This is a genomic window from Actinotalea sp. JY-7876, assembly GCF_014042015.1.
Lineage (GTDB): Bacteria > Actinomycetota > Actinomycetes > Actinomycetales > Cellulomonadaceae > Actinotalea.
The window spans coordinates 1384490-1398596 of the sequence record NZ_CP059493.1; the positions used below are offsets into that span (position 1 = coordinate 1384490).

General features: G+C 74.1%; 12 protein-coding genes. 10 read left to right on the forward strand and 2 right to left on the reverse strand.

From position 1 onward, the window contains the following. Positions 1-18 precede the first annotated feature (18 nt). The 4 genes from lspA to H2O74_RS06565 all read left to right on the forward strand — a co-directional run bounded on the left by lspA (position 19) and on the right by H2O74_RS06565 (position 5661). Positions 19-654, forward strand: a complete 636-nt coding sequence (lspA, locus tag H2O74_RS06550; RefSeq protein WP_255491827.1) for a signal peptidase II — start codon at positions 19-21, stop codon at positions 652-654. Further along, complete coding sequence (locus H2O74_RS06555) at positions 651-1592, forward strand: RluA family pseudouridine synthase (RefSeq protein ID WP_182113654.1); 942 nt, start codon at positions 651-653, stop codon at positions 1590-1592. The genes lspA and H2O74_RS06555 overlap by 4 nt, the downstream gene beginning before the upstream one ends. Positions 1593-1676: 84 nt before the next feature. Beyond that, positions 1677-5216 (forward strand): DNA polymerase III subunit alpha, encoded by a 3540-nt coding sequence (dnaE, locus tag H2O74_RS06560; RefSeq protein WP_182113655.1) that lies wholly within the window; start codon positions 1677-1679, stop codon positions 5214-5216. A gap of 40 nt (positions 5217-5256) precedes the next feature. Continuing rightward, positions 5257-5661 carry a pyridoxamine 5'-phosphate oxidase family protein gene (locus H2O74_RS06565; RefSeq protein ID WP_182113656.1) on the forward strand — a complete coding sequence of 135 codons (405 nt, stop codon included), beginning with the start codon at positions 5257-5259 and terminating at the stop codon, positions 5659-5661. A gap of 89 nt (positions 5662-5750) precedes the next feature. Here the strand turns inward: H2O74_RS06565 and H2O74_RS06570 are convergent, their stop codons facing one another. Then, positions 5751-5984: an RNA-binding S4 domain-containing protein gene (locus H2O74_RS06570; protein WP_255491828.1), complete on the reverse strand. Its 234-nt coding sequence runs from the start codon at positions 5982-5984 to the stop codon at positions 5751-5753. A gap of 106 nt (positions 5985-6090) precedes the next feature. Between H2O74_RS06570 and hisD the strand changes: the two genes are divergently transcribed. Then, positions 6091-7440, forward strand: a complete 1350-nt coding sequence (hisD, locus tag H2O74_RS06575) for a histidinol dehydrogenase (RefSeq protein ID WP_182113657.1) — start codon at positions 6091-6093, stop codon at positions 7438-7440. A 732-nt stretch (positions 7441-8172) separates the two neighbouring features. Here hisD and H2O74_RS06580 read toward each other — a convergent pair. Further along, complete coding sequence (locus H2O74_RS06580) at positions 8173-10356, reverse strand: RecQ family ATP-dependent DNA helicase (RefSeq protein WP_255491829.1); 2184 nt, start codon at positions 10354-10356, stop codon at positions 8173-8175. A gap of 193 nt (positions 10357-10549) precedes the next feature. On the opposite strand from H2O74_RS06580, the gene H2O74_RS06585 reads away from it, so the two are divergent. The 5 genes from H2O74_RS06585 to hisH are packed head-to-tail and all read left to right on the forward strand — an operon-like array spanning position 10550 to position 14101. After that, positions 10550-11185, forward strand: a complete 636-nt coding sequence (locus tag H2O74_RS06585) for a hypothetical protein (protein ID WP_182113659.1) — start codon at positions 10550-10552, stop codon at positions 11183-11185. A 45-nt stretch (positions 11186-11230) separates the two neighbouring features. Next, positions 11231-12331, forward strand: coding sequence for a histidinol-phosphate transaminase (locus H2O74_RS06590; RefSeq protein WP_255491830.1), 1101 nt, complete (start codon positions 11231-11233; stop codon positions 12329-12331). Further along, on the forward strand, positions 12328-12963 hold the full coding sequence (gene hisB / locus H2O74_RS06595; RefSeq protein WP_182113661.1) for an imidazoleglycerol-phosphate dehydratase HisB: 636 nt from the start codon (positions 12328-12330) through the stop codon (positions 12961-12963). Before H2O74_RS06590 ends, hisB begins: the two co-directional genes overlap by 4 nt. Next, positions 12960-13406, forward strand: a complete 447-nt coding sequence (locus tag H2O74_RS06600; RefSeq protein WP_182113662.1) for a hypothetical protein — start codon at positions 12960-12962, stop codon at positions 13404-13406. The genes hisB and H2O74_RS06600 overlap by 4 nt, the downstream gene beginning before the upstream one ends. Positions 13407-13459: 53 nt before the next feature. After that, the gene (hisH, locus tag H2O74_RS06605) at positions 13460-14101 is read left to right on the forward strand and encodes an imidazole glycerol phosphate synthase subunit HisH (RefSeq protein WP_182113663.1); all 642 of its coding nucleotides are present in this window, start codon (positions 13460-13462) and stop codon (positions 14099-14101) included. Positions 14102-14107 lie beyond the last annotated feature (6 nt).

Consider the following 14107-nt stretch of genomic DNA (forward strand, 5'->3'; position numbering starts at 1 on the left):
GCGTCCCGCCCGGCGCGTGTGCGCCCTGTTGTCCGGCTCCTGCTCCTCGCCGTGGCCGTCCTCGCGATCGACCAGGCCTCCAAGGCCTGGGCTCTGCAGACCTTCACCGAGGGTGAGCGCACGCCCGTCCTCGGGGACCTGCTCGGACTGACCCTCCTGCACAACCCCGGTGCGGCCCTCGGCCTCGCCGACGGCATGACGTGGGCACTGACGGTCGCCGCCGTCGCGGTCGCCGTCGTGATCCTGCGCGTCGCGAGCCGCCTGGGCTCGCGCGGCTGGACCGTCGCACTCGGCCTGCTCCTCGGGGGCGCCGTGGGCAACCTGGTCGACCGCATGGTGCGCCCGCCCGGCGTGGGTCGCGGCCACGTCGTCGACTTCATCGCGTACGGCGACTGGTTCGTCGGCAACGTCGCGGACATCGCCATCGTGGCGGCCGCCGGGCTCATCGTGCTGCTGAGCTTCCGCGGCATCCGGGTCGACGGCACGCGCGACGCGGACCACGCGCCGGGCGCAGCGACGGACGACGCGTCCGACGAGGCGCCCGACGACGGCGGGACGGACGCCGGCGCGCCCGTCGACGACGGGACGCGCGAGCGGGACGCGCACGGGGACGGCGGGATGCCCGTGGCGCGGCCCGGGGCGGTCGGCGAGTGAGCGGCCTGCGCTCCCTCCCGGTACCCGACGGGCTCGCGGGCGAGCGGGTGGACGCCGGCCTGTCGCGCCTCCTGGGGGTGTCCCGCACGCGCGCCGCGGAGCTCGCCGCCGCGGGGGCGGTGACGCTCGACGGTCGCCCGGTGGGCAAGTCCGACCGGCTCGTCGCGTCGGCCTGGCTCGAGGTCGACGTCGAGGCGCTCGACGGCCCCGTGGCCGCCGCGGCCGCCGCGGCTGCGGAGCCCGTGCCGGGCATGCGCATCCTGCTGGACGACGACGACGTCGTCGTGGTCGACAAGCCCGTCGGCGTCGCCGCGCACGCGTCGCCGGGGTGGACCGGCCCGACCGTCGTCGGGGCGCTCGCCGCGGCGGGCTACCGGATCTCGACGTCGGGCGCGGCCGAGCGGCAGGGCATCGTGCACCGGCTCGACGTCGGCACGTCCGGCCTCATGGTCGTCGCCAAGAGCGAGCGCGCCTACACCGTGCTCAAGCGGGCGTTCAAGGAGCGCACGGTCGAGAAGGTGTACCACGCCGTCGTGCAGGGCCACCCCGAGCCGACGACCGGGACGATCGACGCACCCATCGGCCGCCACCCGACGTCGGACTGGAAGTTCGCCGTCACGGCCTCGGGCAAGCCCTCGGTGACGCACTACGAGGTGCTCGAGATGGTGCCTGCCGCGTCGCTGGTCGAGGTGCACCTGGAGACCGGGCGGACCCACCAGATCCGGGTCCACATGGCCGCGTTGCGCCACCCGTGCGTCGGCGACGTCACGTACGGCGCGGACCCGGCGCTGGCGCAGCGCCTCGGCCTGACCCGGCAGTGGCTGCACGCGATGCGCCTCGGGTTCCACCACCCGGCGACGGGGGCCTGGACCCAGGTGACGAGCGACTACCCGGACGACCTGCGCTCGGCGTGGGACGCGCTGCGCGCGACCGACTGACGTCGCGCGCGCGGCGCGCCGACGCGACCTCGACCGCAGTGGCGGGTCGTCCGCGGTGTCGGTGGGGCCGCCTAGAATCGCGCCATGGCTGCCGCAGGTTCTGACTTCGTCCACCTGCACGTCCACACCGAGTACTCGATGCTCGACGGCGCCGCCAAGCTCGACGAGCTCTTCGCCGAGGTCGCGCGGCAGGGCCAGACCGCGATCGCCACCACGGACCACGGGTACCTGTTCGGGGCGTTCGACTTCTGGAGCAAGGCCACCCGGGCCGGGATCAAGCCGATCATCGGCGTCGAGGCGTACGTGACCCCGGGGACGAGCCGGTTCGACAAGACGCGCGTGAAGTGGGGCGAGGCCCACCAGAAGGACGACGACGTCTCGGCCAGCGGCGCGTACACGCACCTGACCATGTGGGCGCGCAACAACGAGGGCCTGCACAACCTCTTCCGCGCGAGCTCGCTCGCGTCGCTCGACGGCCAGATGGGCAAGTGGCCGCGCATGGACCGCGAGCTGCTCTCGACCTACGCGTCCGGGCTCGTCGCGTCGTCCGGCTGCCCGTCGGGCGAGATCCAGACCCGCCTGCGCCTGGGGCACTACGACGAGGCGCTGCGGGCCGCGGGCGAGCTGCAGGACATCTTCGGCAAGGAGCACTTCTACGTCGAGCTCATGGACCACGGGCTCGACATCGAGACGCGCGTGCAGAAGGACCTCCTGCGGATCGCCCAGGAGATCGGCGCGCCGCTCCTGGCCACGAACGACCTGCACTACACGCGGCGCGAGGACGCCTCCTTCCAGGAGGCCCTGCTGGCGATCAACTCCGGCTCGACGCTCGCGGACCCGGACCGGTTCAAGTTCGACGGCGACGGGTACTACGTCAAGTCCGCCGAGGAGATGCGGCGCATCTGGGCGGAGCTGCCGGAGGCCTGCGACAACACGCTCCTGCTCGCCGAGCAGTGCGAGGTCTCGTTCAACACGTCGGCGAACTACATGCCGAACTACCCGTGCCCGCCCGGTGAGGACGAGACCTCGTGGTTCATCAAGGAGGTCGAGCGCGGGCTGCACGTGCGCTACCCGGGCGGCATCCCGGACGACGTGCGGCGCCAGGCCGAGTTCGAGACCGAGGTCATCACCTCGATGGGGTTCCCGGGGTACTTCCTCGTGGTCGCCGACTTCATCAACTGGGCCAAGGACAACGGGATCCGCGTGGGCCCGGGCCGCGGCTCGGGCGCGGGCTCGATGGCCGCGTACGCGATGCGCATCACGGACCTCGACCCGCTCCAGCACGGGCTCATCTTCGAGCGCTTCCTCAACCCCGACCGCGTCTCGATGCCCGACTTCGACGTCGACTTCGACGAGCGCCGGCGCGGTGAGGTGATCCGCTACGTCACCGAGAAGTACGGCGAGGACCGCGTCGCCCAGATCGTCACCTACGGCACCATCAAGGCCAAGCAGGCCCTCAAGGACTCCTCGCGCCTCCTCGGCCTCCCCTTCGCGATGGGGGAGAAGCTCACCAAGGCGATGCCGCCCGCGATCATGGGCAAGGACATCAGCCTCACCGGGATCTTCGACCCCGCCGACAAGCGGTACAACGAGGCCGAGGAGTTCCGTCAGGTCCACGCGGCCGACCCGGACGCCCAGCGCGTCGTCGAGCTCGCGAAGGGCATCGAGGGCCTCAAGCGGCAGTGGGGCGTGCACGCGGCAGGCGTCATCATGTCGAGCGAGCCGCTCATCGACATCATCCCCATCATGCGTCGCCCGCAGGACGGCGCGGTCATCACGCAGTTCGACTACCCGACCTGCGAGGGCCTCGGCCTGATCAAGATGGACTTCCTGGGGCTGCGCAACCTCACGATCCTCGACGACGCCCTGCAGAACATCGAGCTGAACGGCAAGGACCCGGTGGTCCTGGAGGACCTCACCCTCGACGACCCGGCGACGTTCGAGCTGCTCGGTCGCGGCGACACGCTCGGGGTGTTCCAGCTCGACGGCGGGGGCATGCGCACGCTGCTGCGCCTGATGCGACCCGACAACTTCGAGGACATCTCCGCCGTCGGCGCGCTCTACCGGCCGGGCCCGATGGGCGCGAACTCGCACACCAACTACGCGCTGCGCAAGAACGGCGTGCAGCCCGTGGTGCCGATCCACCCCGAGCTGGCCGAGCCGCTCGCGGAGATCCTGGGTCAGACGTACGGCCTGATCGTCTACCAGGAGCAGGTGATGGCGATCGCGCAGAAGGTCGCCGGCTACAGCCTCGGCCAGGCCGACATCCTGCGGCGCGCGATGGGCAAGAAGAAGAAGGCGGAGCTGGACAAGCAGTTCGCCGGCTTCTCCGCGGGCATGCAGGAGCGCGGCTACTCGATGGACGCCGTGAAGACGCTGTGGGACATCCTGCTGCCCTTCTCCGACTACGCCTTCAACAAGGCGCACTCCGCCGCGTACGGCGTCGTGTCGTACTGGACCGCCTACCTCAAGGCGAACTACCCGACGGAGTACATGGCCGCGCTGCTGACGAGCGTGCGCGACGACAAGGACAAGTCCGCCCTCTACCTGGGCGAGTGCCGCCACATGGGCATCACCGTGCTGCCGCCGGACGTGAACTCCTCGTCGGCGAACTTCACGGCCGTCGGCACCGACATCCGCTTCGGCCTCACCGCGGTGCGCAACGTGGGCGCCAACGTCGTCGACGCGATCGTCGCGACGCGCGAGGCGAAGGGCGACTTCACGTCGTTCACCGACTTCCTCGACAAGGTCCCGGCCGTGGTCTGCAACAAGCGGACGATCGAGTCGCTCATCAAGGCGGGCGCGTTCGACTCGCTCGCGCCGAGCCGCCGGGCGCTGCTGCTGGTCCACGAGCAGGCGGTCGACGCCGTCGTCGGGGTCAAGCGCAAGGAGGCCGAGGGCCAGTTCGACCTGTTCGCGGGCTTCGGCGGTGACGACGACGACGCGGGGCTCACCTTCACGGTCGACGTCCCGGACGTGCCGGACTGGGACAAGAAGCAGCGGCTCGCCTTCGAGCGCGAGATGCTCGGGCTGTACGTCTCGGACCACCCGCTCGCCGGCCTGGAGCACGTGCTCGCCGCCGCGGCGGACTGCTCGATCACGGCGCTGAACGCCGACGACGCGCGGGCGGACGGCTCGATGGTCACGGTGTGCGGTCTCGTCACGTCGCTCCAGCGGAAGATGTCGAAGAACGGCAACCCGTGGGCGGCGGTGACGCTGGAGGACATCGACGGCTCGGTCGAGATCATGTTCTTCGGTGAGACGTACCTCGCCTACTCGACCGTGCTCGCGGAGGACGCGATCATCACGGTCCGCGGCCGCGTGCGCCGCCGGGACGAGACGATGCAGCTCCAGGCCGTCGAGGTGTGGCTGCCCGACGTCTCCGCCGTCGAGAGCAAGCCGGTGATGATCACGTTGCCGGTCTCGCGGTGCACGCCGCCCGTCGTGGAGCGGCTGCGCGAGGTGCTGACGACCCACCCGGGCGTCACCGAGGTGCACCTCAAGCTCACGCAGCCCGGACGCGCCACCGTGATGCGGCTCGAGGAGAGCCTGCGGATCGACCGCTCGCCGGCGCTCTTCGCGGACCTCAAGGTGCTGCTGGGCCCCGGCTGCCTGACGGGGTGACGGCCGGGCCGGCCTGCGGGGGCGGACCTAGACTCGCCCGGTGATCCACCTGACCCCCGAGCAGCACGTCTTCGTGACGGAGCGGCACCTGGCGACCCTGACGACCCTGCGCCCGAACGGCACGCCGCACGTCGTGCCGGTCGGGTTCACGTGGGACCCGTCGCTGGGGGTCCTGCGCATCACCACGCGCGTGACCTCGGCCAAGGTGCGCCACGTCCGCAACGCCCAGGAGGCGGGCGGTGCGCGGGTCGCGGTCTGCCAGGTCGACGGTGGCCGCTGGCTGACCTTCGAGGGCCTCGCGACGGTCGAGGAGGACCCGGCGGAGGTGGAGGAGGCCGTGCGGCGGTACGCGCGCCGCTACCGCCGGCTCGAGCACGACCCGCAGCGGGTCGTGCTGCGCATCACGGCCGACCGCGTCCTCGGGTCCGACTACATGACCCGCTGACGCGCGCGAGGCTGCGGCCCCCGTGGTGGCCGCAGCCCCGGTCGACCGCCCGGTCGACCGCTGCGGCGAGCGGTCCTGTGCCGGGCGCGTCAGGCGACGCGGAAGGCGTGCTCGCCGTCGGGCAGCGACACCACCACGACGGCGCCCGTGGCGAGCTGGCGGCCTCGTCGCTGCTCGAGCTCGCCGTCGACCCGGACCTCGCCCTCCTCCAGGAGGGCCCGCGCGTGCGCGCCGGACTCGGCGATGCCCGCGAGCTTGAGGAACTGACCGAGGCGGATGCCGGCCTCGTCGACCGGTACGTCCTGCACGTCCTGGGGAGCCACCCCCCGAGTCTGCCAGTCGCGGCCGGCCGGCGTCCCCGGCGGTGGGACTGCCGTCGCCGCCCGGTCGCGATTCCGGCGCGGATCGCCGCCGACCTAGACTCACGACGTGATCTCCCGCATCGACCTGCGTGGTCGCACCCTGACCCCTCGCGAGCTGACCGCGACGCTGCCGCGGCCCGAGCTCGACGTCGCCGGAGCCGCCGAGCGCGTCGCGCCGATCCTCGACGACGTCCGGGCGCGCGGGGCCGCCGCCCTCCGCGACCTGGCCGAGCGCTTCGACGGCGTCCGCCCCGAGCACCTGCGGGTGCCCGCCGAGGCGCTGAGCGCGGCGCTCGCCGAGCTGCCCGCGGACGTGCGCGCCGCGCTGGAGGAGGCGATCCGGCGGGTCCGCACGGTGCACGCGGCGCAGGTCCCGGCGCCGTCGAGCGTCGACCTCGGTCCGGGCGCCCAGGTGCGCCAGCGGTGGCTGCCCGTGCGCCGGGTGGGCCTCTACGTGCCCGGCGGGCTCGCCGTGTACCCCTCGTCGGTCGTCATGAACGTGGTGCCGGCGCAGGAGGCGGGGGTGGCGTCGCTCGCGGTGACCAGCCCGCCGCAGAAGGAGAACGGCGGTCTCCCGCACCCCACGATCCTGGCCGCCTGCGCGCTGCTCGGCGTGAGCGAGGTCTACGCCGTCGGCGGCGCGCAGGCCGTCGGGATGCTCGCGTACGGGGCGGACGGCGAGGACGAGCGCGACGGCGCCGTCCTCTGTGAGCCCGTCGACGTCGTCACGGGCCCGGGGAACCAGTACGTCACCGCCGCGAAGCGCCTCGTCCGCGGCGTCGTCGGGATCGACTCCGAGGCCGGCCCCACCGAGATCGCGGTCCTCGCGGACCGCACGGCGGACCCGGCTCACGTGGCGGCGGACCTGGTCTCCCAGGCCGAGCACGGCCCGACGTCGGCGTCGGTCCTCGTGACCGACTCCGTGGCGCTCGCCGACGCCGTCGAGGAGCTCCTGCCTTCCGTGGTCGGTGCCACTCGGCACAGCGAGCGTGTCGCGACGGCGCTGCGGGGCCCTCAGTCGGCCGTGGTGCTGGTCGACGACCTCGAGCAGGGCCTGGCCGTGGTCAACGCCTACGGCGCCGAGCACCTCGAGATCCAGACCGCGGACGCGGCGCAGGTCGCGGAGCGCGTGACCAGCGCGGGTGCGATCTTCGTCGGCCCGTACTCGCCCGTGTCCCTGGGCGACTACATGGCCGGGTCGAACCACGTGCTCCCCACCGGCGGCTGCGCGCACTACGCGAGCGGGCTCGGCGTCCACAGCTTCCTGCGCCCGGTCCAGGTCGTGGAGTACGGCCGGGACGCGCTCGCGGAGGTGGCGGACCGCATCGTCGCCCTCGCCGGCGACGAGGATCTCCCGGCCCACGGCGAGGCGGTCCAGACGCGCTTCGCCGAGACACCGCCCCGCTCCACCCCCTGACCCACCGGCTCCACCCCCTGACCCACCGGGCGCGCCGTCCTCCCGTCCGGCCCTCGCGCTCCCTCCCTGCGGCCGCTCGGGCCGCCCTGCCGACGCGCGCACTCCCGCCCCACCGCGGAGCGTCGTGCCACGACACGCCCGGCGCGTCGCACCACAACCCTCCGCGCTCGGGGCACATCGCTCCGCAAGACCCCACGTCGCTCCGCGCCGGTCGCACGCCGCTCCGAAGCACGCCGCTCCGTAGCACGCCAGGCCACTCGCGTTCCCTCCCTGCGCCGCGCGCCCCCATCCCACGCGGAGCGTCGTGGCACGACACGCCGGCGTGTCGCACCACGTCGCTCCGCGCTGGCGGCACGACGCTCCGCGCCACGGCACGTCGCTCCGCACTCGTGCCACATCGCTCCGCGCGACGGCACCACGCTCCGCGCCGGTGAGCTGACATGTCCGCACGACGTCGGGTCGCTCCGCATTCGTGCCACATCGCTCCGCGCGATGGCACCACGCTCCGCGCCGGTGAGCTGACATGTCCGCACGACGTCGGGTCGCTCCGCATTCGTGCCACATCGCTCCGCGCGATGGCACCACGCTCCGCGCCGGTGAGCTGACATGTCCGCACGACGTCGGGTCGCTCCGCACTCGTGCCACGTCGCTCCGCGCGACGGCACCACGCTCCGTGCTGGTACGGTGTCCGGCTCCACCGACCGGGCGCGGGCGCCGGCGGTGCGGCAGGGCTCAGCCCTGCGCGAGGGCGAAGGGGTGGACCGCGGCGGCGCCGGCCTCGCGCAGCAGGCGGGCGGCGACGGTCGCGGTCCAACCCGTGTCGTACCGGTCGTCCACGAGCACCACGGTTCGTCCGGGGAGCCCGTCGCGCGCCGCGGCGCCGAGGTCGAGGCGCAGGCGCCGGACGACGTCGGCGAGCCGCTGGGCGCTGTTGACGTCGTGCCGCGAGACCAGGCCGTCCTCCGGGACGACGGCGCCGACCACCGGCACCCCGAGGTGGCGGGCCACCCCGGCGGCGAGGTGCTCGACGAGCCGGGGCCGGCTCGCTGAGCGGACCACGACCACACCGTCCACGTGGCCCAGGGACCACGCGTCGAGCACCTCGAGCACGGGGGTGCGCAGCGCGACGGGCAGCGGGCCGTCGGGCGCGGCGTCACCCGTGAACAGGGCGCGCAGCACGCCACCGACGCCGAGCGCGTCCAGGCGTGCGACGGCCCGGCCGGCCTCGGCGGCCGCACCGGCGGCGATCTTGCCGCTGAGGGGCACGCCGAGCGCCGACATCCCGCTCGGCCACTGCCGCCGGGGCGAGAGCTCCACGCCCGGCACGGCCAGCGCGCCGCGCGCGGCGGCGACCGCGTCGGCGTCCGGGGCCGCGTCCTGCGTCGTGCCCGTGCACCGGTCGCAGCGGCCGCACTGCCAGCCGGGGGTCAGGTCGGCATCGTCCAGGGCCGCGCGCAGGAAGGCCATCCGGCAGCCCGTCGTGGCGACGTACTCGAGCATCGCGCGCGACTCGGCGTCCCGGGTGGCCGCGACGCGCGCGTACCGCTCGGCGTCGTAGGCCCACGGCTCGCCCGTCGAGCGCCACCCGCCGCGCACCCGCTGCACGGCGCCGTCGACGTCGAGCACCTTGAGCATGGTCTCGAGCCGACCGCGCCGCAGGCTGACCCGCGGCTCGAGCGCCGCGGTCGAGAGCGTCCCGCCGTCCTGCTCGAGCGCCGCCAGCGTGGCGCGCACCTCACGCTCGGGCGGGAACGCCATCGAGGCGAACCAGTCCCAGATGGCGCGGTCGTCCCTCCCGGGCAGCAGCACGACGTCCGCCCGCGAGGTCGCACGACCGGCGCGACCCACCTGCTGGTAGTACGCGATGGGGGAGCTCGGCGCCCCGAGGTGAACGACGAAGGCGAGGTCGGGCTTGTCGAAGCCCATGCCCAGCGCCGACGTCGCGACCAGCGCCTTGACCCGGTTCGCCAGGAGGTCCTGCTCGCACTCGAGGCGCTCGGCGGGCTCGGTCTGCCCGGTGTAGGCCCGCACGGGCAGCCCGGCCCCGCGCAGGTGGGCGGCGACCTGCTCGGCCGCCGCCACCGTGAGGCAGTAGACGATGCCGGAGCCCTCGAACCGCGGCAGGTTCTGGGTCAGCCAGGCCAGCTGCGACGCGTGGTCCGGCAGCTCGCGCACCGCCAGCGCGAGGCTCTCGCGGTCGAGCGAGCCGCGCAGGACCAGGACCTGCGCGCCGTCGTCGGCCCGCAGCCCGGCGGCGAGCTGCTCCGCGACGTCGTGGGTCACCCGCTCGTTCGCCGTCGCCGTCGTCGCGAGCACGGGCGTGCCGGCGGGCAGCTCGGAGAGCAGCGTGCGGATGCGCCGGTAGTCGGGGCGGAAGTCGTGGCCCCAGTCGGACACGCAGTGGGCCTCGTCGACGACCAGCAGCCCGGCGTCGTCGGCCAGCCGCGGCAGGACGTCGTCGCGGAAGCCCGGGTTGTTGAGCCGCTCGGGCGAGACGAGGAGCACGTCGGTCTCGCCGGCGGCCACGCGCTCGTGCACCGCCTGCCACTCGTCGGTGTTGGCCGAGTGGATCGTCTCCGCCCGGATCCCCGCCCGGCGCGCCGCGTCGACCTGGTTGCGCATCAGGGCGAGCAGCGGCGAGACGATGACTGTCGGTCCGGCGCCCCGGGCCCGGAGCAGGGCGGTGGCGACGAAGTACACCGCCGACTTGCCCCAGCCCGTGCGCTGGACGACGAGCGCGCGCCGGCGGTCGGTGACGAGCGCGTCGATCGCCGCCCACTGGTCGTCGCGCAGCCGCGCGTCGTCGCGGCCGACCAGCCGGCGCAGCGCCGCCTCGGCCTGCGCGCGCAGGTCGCCGTCCGGGGTCGCGACCGGGGTCGGGGCCGGGGTGACAGGGGAGTTCGTCGCGTGAGGCACGCCCCCAGTGTGCCCAGCACGTCCGACACGGCGCCGCCGTCCCCAGGCCCGGCGGGCTGCCCGCGCCCGAAGGACCCGGGGACGCGCGCCGCCGCGGCCATAGGATCGCGCGCGGGTCGCCTGCGCGGCCCCACGGACGAGGACGTCCGTGCGAGGGCGGGCCGACGGCGGCCGCGCCGGACGGGAGGCGTACGTGCCAGTGCTCGAAGTGATCGGCTGGCTGGGCTCCGCGCTGCTGGTGGCCTCCCTGCTGCAGACGCGTGTGCTGCGGTTCCGGGTCCTCAACACGATCTCGTGCGTCGTGCTCATCGGCTACAACGCGGCTCTCGGGGTGTGGCCGATGGCGGTGATGAACGTCGTCCTCACGGTGATCAACATCACGGTGGTCGTCCGCGCCACCAGGGCACGCCACGACCCGCTGACCTACGACGCGGTGCCGATGGGCGTCGCCGAGCCGTTCCTGCGCCACCTGCTCGCCCGGCACGCCGCCGACATCCGGACGTTCAACCCCGAGCTCCCGGACGACGCCGCGTCGCAGGCCGAGCACGCCTTCGTGGTCAGCACCGGCGACACCGTCGTCGGCGTCGTGCTGGCACGTGCGGGGGAGCAGCCGGGTGAGCAGGAGGTCCTGCTCGACTACGTCCTGCCGCCCTACCGGGACTTCACGCCCGGTGAGTTCGTCTTCCGCCCGGACGGGCCCTTCGCGGCTCTGGGCACGCGACGCGTCGTCGCGTCCCCGGGCATGACGTCGTCCGCGCGCTACCTGCGCGCGGTCGGCTTCGTGGAGCGGGACGGGCGGCAGGTCCTCGACCTCGCGCCGGCCGCCTGACGGGCGCGGCAGGGGTCCGTGCCCGGCGCTGGCTACGATCGGCGCGTGACCCCGAGCCTGCCGCTGCGCCCGGAGCTCCGGGGCCTGGCGCCCTACGGAGCCCCGCAGCTCGACGTGCCCGTGCTGCTCAACGTCAACGAGAACCCGTACCCGCCGTCGGACGCCGTCGTGGCCGACATCGCCCGGGCCGCCGGTGAGGCCGCCCGCGGGCTGAACCGGTACCCCGACCGGGACTTCCCGGCGCTGCGCCAGGACCTGGCGGCGTACCTGCGGCGCGAGTCGGGCGTCGAGGTGGCGCCCGACGGCGTCTGGGCCGCCAACGGCTCGAACGAGGTCATGCTGCACCTGCTCCAGGCGTTCGGCGGGCCGGGCCGGACGGCCCTCTCGTTCGCCCCCACGTACTCGATGTACCCCGAGTACGCGCGCGACACGTCCACCCGGTGGGTGACGGCGCACCGCGCCGAGGACTTCACGCTCGACCTCGACCGCGCCGTCGCGGCGGTCGCCGAGCACGCGCCGAGCGTCGTCCTGCTCGCGAGCCCCAACAACCCCACGGGCACGGCGCTGACCCGCGCCGAGGTCCAGGCCCTGCTGGCGGCGGCCGACGACGTCCCGGGCGGCTGCGTCGTCGTCGTCGACGAGGCCTACGGCGAGTTCCGCCGCGACGGGACGCCGTCCGCTCTCGAGCTCCTGGCCGACCACCCGGCGCTCGCGGTGAGCCGGACGATGTCCAAGGCCTTCGGTCTGGCGGGCGCCCGCGTCGGCTACCTCGCCGCGGCGCCCGCGCTCGTCGACGCGCTGCGCGTGGTGCGCCTGCCGTACCACCTGTCGGCCGTCACCCAGGCGGTCGCCCGCGCGGCGCTCGCGCACGCCGACGAGCTCATGGCGCAGGTCGGCTCCCTGCGGGCCGAGCGCGACGAGACGGTGGACTGGCTCCGGGCCCGGGGCCTGCAGGTCGCGCCGACCGACGCCAACTTCGTGCTGTTCGGCACGTTCGACGACCGGCACGCGGTCTGGCAGGGTCTGCTCGACCGCGGCGTGCTCATCCGCGAGGTGGGCCCGGACGGCTGGCTGCGGGTCTCGATCGGGACCCCGGCGGAGATGACGGCGTTCAAGGACGCCCTGGTGGAGGTGGCTGGACTGTGACCGCAGCAGCGAGCGAGGCGGCGCCGACGCGCGGCCGCCGGACGGGACGCGTCGAGCGGACGACGTCGGAGTCGAGCGTCCTGGTGGAGCTGGACCTCGACGGCACCGGACGCACGGAGATCTCGACGTCCGTGCCGTTCTACGACCACATGCTCACCGCACTGGGCAAGCACTCCCTGATCGACCTCGTCGTGCGCGCCAGCGGCGACACCGACGTGGACGTGCACCACACGGTCGAGGACGTCGCCATCTCGATCGGCGAGGCGCTGCGCCAGGCGCTCGGCGACAAGGCGGGCATCGGTCGCTTCGGCGACGCCCTGGTGCCCCTCGACGAGGCGCTCGCGCAGGCGGTCGTGGACGTCTCGGGGCGCCCCTACCTCGTGCACACGGGCGAGCCCGCGGGCCAGGAGTACCACCTCATCGGCGGGCACTTCACGGGGTCCCTCACGCGGCACGTCCTCGAGTCGATCGCGCACCACGCCGGCATCTGCATCCACATGCGGGTGCTCGCCGGCCGCGACCCCCACCACATCGTCGAGGCGCAGTTCAAGGCCCTCGCGCGTGCGCTGCGCTCCGCGGTCGCGCGCGACCCGCGGGTCGACGGCGTGCCCTCGACCAAGGGTGCGCTGTGAGCGCGGAGCTCGCGCCGGCCGCCGTCGTGCTGACGCAGGTCGCGATGCCGGAGGGCCTGGCGGCGGCGTGCGCCATGAGCAAGGTGCCGGTCGACGCCGTGCCCACCTCGATCGGCGCCGTCGCCGTGTGCCGCTCGACCGCCGTGGGGGACCCCGAGCTGGTGGCCCAGGTCCTCTCGCAGCTGCTGAAGAACACGCCCGTGGTGCTCATCGTCCAGCGGGACGGCCAGCTCCGCGCCGGTCGGTGGAGCGGGGGCAAGCAGGAGGAGGAGGTCGCCCCCGGGCTCCTGCTCGACGGGGCACCGCCCGAGATCGAGCAGCTCCTCCTCGGGCAGGCGACGGCGTCGGAGCTGCCGGGGACCGTCACGTCGGTCGGCATGTCCCGGCTGCGTGCCGCGCGCGTCCTCGCCCGGGCCGCGCGCGCCGGGCGGCGTGCGGGCTGACCCAGCCGTGGACGGTCCGGCTGGCACCGCGGACCGACCGTAGAATCGTCCCCGTGAGCACCCCCCGCGTCGTCGTGCTGGACTACGGCTTCGGCAACGTGCGCTCCGCGACCCGTGCGCTGGAGCGCGTCGGCGCCGACGTCGAGCTGACGGCGGATCCCGTCGCGGCGCAGGAGGCGGACGGCCTCGTGGTCCCGGGTGTCGGTGCCTTCGCGGCCGTGATGGAGGGCCTGCGTGCCGTGCGGGGTGACCAGATCATCGACCGCCGCCTCGCCGGAGGGCGCCCCGTGCTCGGGATCTGCGTCGGCATGCAGGTGATGTTCACCGAGGGCGTCGAGCACGGGGAGCGCACGCAGGGCCTGGGGGAGTGGCCCGGCGTCGTCGAGAAGCTCGAGGCGCCCGTCGTGCCGCACATGGGCTGGTCCGAGGTCGACCCCGAGCCCGGCACCCGGCTGTTCGCGGGCGTCGAGGACGAGCGGTTCTACTTCGTGCACTCCTACGCGGTGCGCGAGATGCCGCCGCTCGGCGGAGGCCGCCTCACCCCACCGACCGTGACGTGGTCCGAGCACGGCGAGCGGTTCGTCGCGGCCGTCGAGAACGGCCCGCTGTCCGCCACGCAGTTCCACCCCGAGAAGTCCGGCGACGCCGGCGCCCATCTCCTCGAGAACTGGGTCACCGCCCTGAAGGGACACTGAGCCTCC

Bases quoted from the DNA above. Each gene is read 5' to 3' on its own strand.
- dnaE (WP_182113655.1), top strand. From the start codon at position 1,677: ATGGCTGCCGCAGGTTCTGACTTCGTCCACCTGCACGTCCACACCGAG.